The following is a 7,402-nucleotide window of genomic DNA, read 5'->3' on the forward strand; positions in this document are numbered from 1 at the left end:
GACGATCGACTAGCCCGGATGATTCATGAAGGTCCTACTGCGACGGCACATCTCCGCACTCTGGCAAGAGAAATCGACATCCCGCTGCTCGACGTACTGCGAAGTACGCCTGCGCGGCGGAACGCCGATTTCTCTTGCCAGAGCACGAATCTGCACCGCCTCGCTACGGACCCTCATGAATCATCCGGGCTAGAGTCAGGAAGAACCAGCAGAACTCCGCCTCCATCAGCCTCTCACCGTCGACTTCTGCGTTCAGCAGCTTGTAGGTCAGATTGTCGGACGGCTCGTTCTTGTAACGCTCGGCAAGCTGCATTGCGATGCCGGCCAGCTCTGCCGATGCGAGCCCTGCCTCTTCGACGTTGGTGTTGAACTCCGGATCGTCGAAGCCAATCATCTTGTTCGAAATCTCGAAGATGCGCCTGCGCTCTTCCTCGGGTGTGCCGACCAGCTCGCAGATGACCTGGAGCGGAAGTTCGGCGGCGAGATCTTCGACGAACTCGGCTTCACCGCGCGGCGCAACCGGATCGACGATGCGCTTGGCGAGATCGCGCAGATAGGCTTCCTGCTTCTGGATCATCTGCGGTGTGAAGCCGCGCTGCACGATGCGACGGAACTTCACGTGTTGCGGCGGATCCATGTTGATCATGATCAAGCGCATTCCGGCCAGCGTGGCTTCATCGCGATCCTCGATATTCGTCGCGCCCAGCGCGGACGAGTAGATCTCGGGATGCCGCGAGACGTGGCGCAGATCCTCGTACTGGGTCACACATCAGAAGCCCGGCCCCTCCTTCTCTTCGTGCCAGTAGAGCGGGTCGTGCTTGCGCAGTTCCTTGAACCAGTGGTGCGGAACCTCTCCGACAAGGCTGTCGGGGTTGGCGAGGTCGATGTCGGACAAGCTCATTTCACGGGCCTCCTGAGCCGTGAGTGGAACACGTTCTAGTGGCTCCAGAAAGATCTGGCAAAGCCCCGATAATTCAAATAGTTGAATCGATTCGGGGCTGCTCGGGAACGCCTGCATCGCCTCTGCGCCCGAGTGAGTCAAGCGCGGGTCACGCCGCGACGATGGACCGATCTGTGGACCCGAAGGACCTCGACAAGAAGCGCCGTGGATTCGAGCGTGAGGCGCGACACGCATCGCTCACTGTCGGTGCTGGAAATGGACGGCCTGGGGCTGCGAATCGTCTCCGCCCCGGAGACCTTCTTCGCCTTGTTGGCCGAGTCCGAGAGGTCGAAGAACGTCGACTAGCGAAGGCTCAGACCTCAAGACCGCTCCCCGGGGCATCCGCCGGGGAACAGCTCACCCGCCAGCTCAGGTCCTCAGGAGCGTAGCGACGAAAGGTGTGCTTATTCCATGGAACCAGCGAAGTCTCAGGAACACCCGCACTCATCCTTCTGCCCAGCAGGCGCCTTTGAGAAACTGCGGAAAGGCCCGTCAGCGTTGTCGCGCGGCGTCCTTTCGCCTGCATTCTCCGAGCCGTGAACCGGCGAACGCAGCTTCGTGAAGCGAAGGTCTCACGTGGCGCGGTAGCACCGCCGCGCGGTGCGAGAGCGCGGCACGTCGTTCGCACAGCAACCTGGGCATGCGCACGACCAGGACCTGCCAGGCTCCGACCGGTGTCACGGGCCGCATGCCGCATGCGCCCATGCCGGCCGAGTACGCGCCGCACCGGCCAGAACAGACGCTGTTGTATCGATGCGTGGAAGCGCAACTTCCCGCGTTCCTCGCACGACATCGCGAACGCCCGATCCCGAACTTCGCCCAGCAGGAGCTGCGCGCCTTCCTGCGCTGCGGCGTACCCGCGTTTGGTTTCCTGCGCCTGCGCTGCGACGCGTGCAAGCTCGAACGCCTGGTCCCGTTCTCCTGCAAGCGCCGCGGCTTCTGCCCGTCGTGCGGTGGACGGCGAATGGCCGACACGTCCGCCCATCTTCTCGACCGGGTCTGGCCCCGTGTCCCAATTCGCCAGTGGGTGCTCACGCTTCCCTACGCGCTTCGCTACCGCTGCGCCTACGATGCCAGCCTGACAAGCCAGGTGCTTCGCGCCTTCCTGCGATCTCTGTTCGCAGAACTGCGCCGACGCGCCCACCGCGAGCATGCGGTGCGCGCCCAGCAGTGCGGCTCCATCACCTTCGTGCAGCGCTTCGGCTCCGCCATGAACCTGAACCTGCACTTCCACACCCTGGCGCTCGACGGCGCCTACCTGTACGAGCCCCACCCGGAACGACCCCCCGAGTTCGTCGCACTCGCACCGCCGACGAGCGAGGACGTCGCGCGCGTACTCGCGGGCACCGCGCGCCGCCTCCGGCGCCTGCTCGAGGCGCGACTCGAAGACGCCGACGAAGATGCGCTCGCACGCGATCAGCCTCTCCTGGCACGGCTCGCACACGCGTCGGTCCGCAGCCGCATCGCCACCGGGCCCGAGGCCGGCCAGCGCTGGCTACGCCTGGGCGACCGTGTCGAGCCGGGCGAGGCACAGGAGAGCGGAAGACCCGGCGACCGCGCAATCGCCCGCCACTACGAGATGAGCCTGCACGCCGAGGTCGCCGTACCCGCCGGCGACCGAAGACGACTCGAACGGTTGTGTCGTTACGTCGCGCGACCACCGATCGCCCGCGACCGGCTTGCCGAAGTGCCCGACGGCTCGGGCCGGCTCGCTCTGCGTCTGAAGAGCCGCTGGCGCGACGGCACGACCCACGTCTTGATCGAACCTGCCGACCTGATCGACCGGCTCGTTCCGCTCATCCCGCCGCCGCGCACACACCAGGCCCGCTACCACGGCATCCTCGCCCCCGGAGCGAGCCTGCGCAGCCGCGTCGTGCCGGGCCATGCGCCCGATACGGCGCGAACGGGTGAACCGCCAGGCGAGCCCCGCGCTCCCAGCGCGCAGTCCGAACCGAGCGCGCTCGAAGCCAGCATGCTGCCCCGGTCAAAAGCCCATCGCATGCGCTGGGCCGATCTCCTGATGCGCGTCTTCGCCGTCGATGCCCTGCGCTGCCCACGCTGCGGCGCCACGCTGCGGCTGCTGGCGGCGATCGAGAACCCCGCCGTCGCCCGGGCCATCCTCGCGTGCACCGAACTCCCGGCACGAGCACCCCCGGAGCCAATGCCGCCTGCCGAACTCGATGTCCAGCCCGAGCCCGCAGAAGCATTCGAGTTCGATCAGTCCTCACCCTACGAAGACTGACGAGACCAAAGCTGCCGGACGGTATCCCGCGTCCCAGCGGCCACCTGCGCTCACGAGGCGTCGCACGCAACGACCACGCCGTGGCATTGACCCCCAAGAAGCGTAGCGCGGGCCTGCTCCACTTTGAAATCGCCCCGGGCCCTGGGTCGAGACCGGCCGCCGCGGCGTCTTTCGGCTCAATCCCCAGCGAAATCAGTGCCTTTTCGCGAGAGCGCGGCTCCTGAGCAGATTTCTTTCAGGAACGCGTATTTTCCGCCCCAAATCCTTGACGCTGTGGTAGGCTTCCTCCACTTGACGAGCACGGTGCGTGATCTTGGGAAGGGGAGAGACGTGACATCGAAGACCACTGGCCTGATTCTGCTTTTCGGAGTGCTGCTGTTGGGGCTTGTGAGCTCCGCCAGTGCAGCGCCCCTGGGTCTTCTACAGACCCCGCCGGACATCTCCGCCGCCTTCATCCAGGTGAACTACGACGGCGCGGGCAACCTGACCGCTTCGGGCTTCCCGCAGCAGCTGACCCTCGACAGCGCTCCCGGGAACTTCGACACCATCGCCGGCACCTTCGCCATCACCGCGACGCTGCAACCGACCACGGGCGCGTTCATCAGCGGAACCTTGGTCATCGACGGGACGATCAGCGGTACGAACACGGGCTTCGGCGGCACCGGTCCGGGCAACCTGCTGACCGCCAACCTCATCGCATTCGGCTTCCCGAACTCCCCGCCGGGCGACCTCGAGTTCGTCTGGTCGGTCTCAGGGGGTCTGCTTTCCGGCGGCACGCCGTTCGGCACCACCGTCGGGACTCTGCTGCACGCCTCGGGTTATGCCGGCAGCTTCGACGGAGTCTCGTTCGACAACGGCTTCAGCTCCAGCGCCAACACCTTCGCCATTCCGGAGCCCGCGCTCGGCAGCTTGCTGCTCATGGGATTGGTCGGGTGCGCACTTCGGCGGAGGCGCGACGCCTAGGTAGCAAAGAGTGACCGACTCCGTGAAACGTGTCGTCACTTTTTCTCTGAGACCACCACCTGGTGATGGCCGAGCGCAGCGGGGCGCTGCATCGGTCGGATTACGTAGCAACCTATCGGGACCCGTGCGCGGGTCAGCAAGCGAGGCGAGAAAATGCTGGCAATGATTTGTGACAGGCTGTTCAGGACCGGTCAGGTATCCGTAGTGGGCCTGATCGTGGCCCTCAGCGTCGCTACGAGCGCCGGCGCGGCGCTGATCGATCCCGCGGTGCAGGACTTCCCAACCGTCTTCGCCGACAACACCGGGTCGTTGAGCTACGACTCGGGCACGAAGAGGCTACTTGTCGACGCGGATCCGATCTCGATGTTCGACCCCGCCTTCGGTCCGCCGGCCTTCTTCCTGCCTGGCGGCACGGCGACGATCGACGCCGACGTCGACAACAGCGGCAACCTGATCGGTGGAACCTTTACGCTGACAGGCAGCGTCGATCCGCCCAACCCGGCCGAACCGCCGGTCGCGGGCACGCTCCTGATGGGAAACATTACCGCCTTCGGCTTCGCGGACACGTCTCCGGGCGCGGCCCTTGGCACCGACACCTTCGACTTAATCGTCTCGATCACGGGCGGGACCATGGCTGGCAGCTACCCGGCGCAGGACCTCTACATCCGCGTAGACGCCGAGAACTCGAACTTCGCAAACAGCTTTGCAGGCGACTTCAGCTCGGACCCCACGAAGGTCAACATCTTCGGCACCCCAGCCCCCCCCCCAGCTGCCTGCTTCCTCGTCATCGACGAGGACTCGATCGACAACGGCAACCCGCCGAACTTCTTCGACGACATAGTCAACTTCGGAGAGAGCGGTGCCGACGTGAACGACGACATTTCTGCCCTGTCGCAACGCCGCGAGCTGCGCTTCTTCGACGCAAACGAGGGGGCGATGATCAAGCTGCACACGGGCGAGGTCGGGGACGAGGGCTGGTTCGCGCCGAAGTCCTTCCCGCAGTCCTGGTCGAACACGGGCCCCACGGGCAACGCGATCCGCAACTTCGTGGGGAATCCGGGCCTCGATGGAGCCGGGTCTCATGGGCCGTTCGAGCACTGGAGCTCGCTCCCGTACAACGTGGGCGAGGGTCTCGGTACGTGCGACCCGACAGAGAACAACTGCGAGGACCTGCTGGACAAGATCCCGGACGTGACGCCCTTGCGGGCGACCGGACTGGCGAACCTGGTCGGGAGGACCTGCTGCGCCGTGGTCTACGACAGCGACATCAGCATCAACTTCGACCCGCTGAATGGGAGCCTAAAGGGCGAGAACCTGGGGACCGTGGCCTTCACCGTGGACGCGGCGACCAAGCTCGAGGGCTTCTCCAGCTCGACGCTCCCGGAGATGGACATCACGATCCGCGACGCCGAGACGGTCTGCGAGGGGGACCTGGAGTTCCTGACCGACGAGGACGCCCCCGCCCCGGACTCGTCCTCGGAGCCATTCGACATCGACCCGGGCAACGCCCAGGCCGACGGTCTGGAGGGTGACGTCGGTGGTGATGGTCCGGGTTGCGGTGGCAACACGGTCATGATCACCCGGGCGAAGTACTCGAACTCCAGGGACAGGCTCAAGGTGTTCGCGGAGCACCCCTCGGCGACCGCCAGCCTAACCGTGACCGTGGACGGCTATGTGGACGGCGAGGCCATGACCTACAAGGCCCGCAAGGATCGCCATCAGTACTTCTTGGAGGTTGGGGACAACCTTGACGGTCTCGAGGTCATCGTGACGGACCAGGACGGGGAGTGCGACACGTCGCCCATCCACTAGTCGCAGCCGCGACAACGGTCTGGGCCGGGGTACTGCCCCGCCCAGGCGGGCTCGTCTAGCTCGACAGCGGCCGCAAGAGGAAAGAAGCACAGCAAGAAGAAGCCTTTAGAGGGGCTCTTCTTTTCGTGAACCAAGGAGCGCTGGTGGTCTTTCGGACCACCGGCGCTCCTGACGTTGCAGGCTGTTTCCGGCCCGGCAGTGCCGCCCCGATTCCGGTAGGCTCAACCGGCCCGGTTCAGATCCCGAATCGGGACGTTCGGGAGGAAGTTTGACGACGACGACCGTCGAAGCGGGCTCCGCCGCGCCCAGATCGGTGAGCAGCCGGCTCCGCTACATCGTGAGCCCGAGCTACGACTGGCTGTTCTTCCTCGGGCTCCCGACAACGGCAACCCGCCGAACTTCTTCAACGCTCATGAGGTGAACGACGACATCGCCGACCTGGCCCGCCGCAACGAGCTGCGGTTCTTCGACCAGAACGAGGGTCTGACGATCACGCTGCATACGGGCGAGGTCGGAGATGAGGGCTGGTTCGCCCCCAAGGTCATCTCGGACTCGTGGGCCGCCGCCGGACCCACGAACGATGGCCTGGGAAACTTCTTGGGGCTTCCGAGCACGTCCTTCCCCCATGGAGTCGGACCGGGTCTGGGCACCTCGAACGATCCCGAGGTGCTGCTGGATGAGATCCCCGACGTCACGCCGCTGCGGGCGACAGGCCTGTCGCAGCTCATCGGCCCGGGGCAGGCCCGCTCCGGCTTGACAGAACACCGCTTCTCGGAAGCTCGGCCAGGAACGCGGGCTATTCTTCCTATCCTCGCGCGAGAAGCCATCCAAGGCTGTGCGCGGTCCTGGAGCCCATCGCCATCTCAACCCCGTTTCCGTGTGCCTCCGCTTTGAAGAACCAGAAACTCCTCACTTGCTACCTCGTCACCGCACCGCAGCGGCTACAGTTATCCGGCGGCCAGAAGGCAATCGACCTCACGCGACTCAGGATCACAGACTTGCTCTCGGGGAAGTAAAAGCGAAATGCGAGCTGGGCGCCACAGGACTCACAACGTTGGCGTTCGAACCACCACTGAGCCGACAAGAGAACGCCGGCCGCCCCCAGAAACGGAATTAACGACTTCCAGATGACGACGACGCATAGGAAACAGAGTACCAACACAGAGGTCGCGCTCAGTACTAGTACATGCCTGGCTCGATAAGTCACTGCCCGTTCACCGATGATCTCCTCGAGCTAATCGCCTCCATAAGATCAGTCGTAGTTCTGCCCGTTGGCGGATAGGAAGTATAGCACCGCTGTCTCCCTAATAAGACCATCCATTTTCGGCTGTTGAGAGCCGGCAGTCGGGGAATCTGGGGGCTCTCGAACGGACGCGGGCCCTCGGGTCCGTGATCGTGGCGATCAACTTCATGCGGCCCTGGCAGCGAGGGCATTCGAGGACGTC

At 64.9% G+C, this 7,402-nt stretch carries 4 protein-coding genes and 1 pseudogene; 4 read left to right on the forward strand and 1 reads right to left on the reverse strand.

Annotated features, from left to right (window positions below):
- Nucleotides 1-163: 163 nt before the first annotated feature.
- Nucleotides 164-766: a cytochrome P450 gene (locus GY725_19160; protein ID MCP4006306.1), complete on the reverse strand. Its 603-nt coding sequence runs from the start codon at nt 764-766 to the stop codon at nt 164-166.
- An 814-nt stretch (nt 767-1,580) separates the two neighbouring features.
- Between GY725_19160 and GY725_19165 the strand changes: the two genes are divergently transcribed.
- The 4 genes and pseudogenes from GY725_19165 to GY725_19180 all read left to right on the forward strand — a co-directional run bounded on the left by GY725_19165 (nt 1,581) and on the right by GY725_19180 (nt 6,851).
- On the forward strand, nt 1,581-3,182 hold the full coding sequence (locus tag GY725_19165) for a transposase (protein ID MCP4006307.1): 1,602 nt from the start codon (nt 1,581-1,583) through the stop codon (nt 3,180-3,182).
- A 330-nt stretch (nt 3,183-3,512) separates the two neighbouring features.
- Nucleotides 3,513-4,145, forward strand: coding sequence for a PEP-CTERM sorting domain-containing protein (locus GY725_19170; protein MCP4006308.1), 633 nt, complete (start codon nt 3,513-3,515; stop codon nt 4,143-4,145).
- A gap of 741 nt (nt 4,146-4,886) precedes the next feature.
- Nucleotides 4,887-5,645 (forward strand): annotated as a pseudogene (locus GY725_19175) (hypothetical protein).
- A gap of 729 nt (nt 5,646-6,374) precedes the next feature.
- Nucleotides 6,375-6,851, forward strand: coding sequence for a hypothetical protein (locus GY725_19180; protein ID MCP4006309.1), 477 nt, complete (start codon nt 6,375-6,377; stop codon nt 6,849-6,851).
- Nucleotides 6,852-7,402 lie beyond the last annotated feature (551 nt).

Source organism: bacterium, assembly GCA_024226335.1.
Taxonomy (GTDB): domain Bacteria; phylum Myxococcota_A; class UBA9160; order SZUA-336; family SZUA-336; genus JAAELY01.

Bases quoted from the DNA above. Each gene is read 5' to 3' on its own strand.
- GY725_19165 (MCP4006307.1), top strand. From the start codon at position 1,581: ATGCGCACGACCAGGACCTGCCAGGCTCCGACCGGTGTCACGGGCCGC.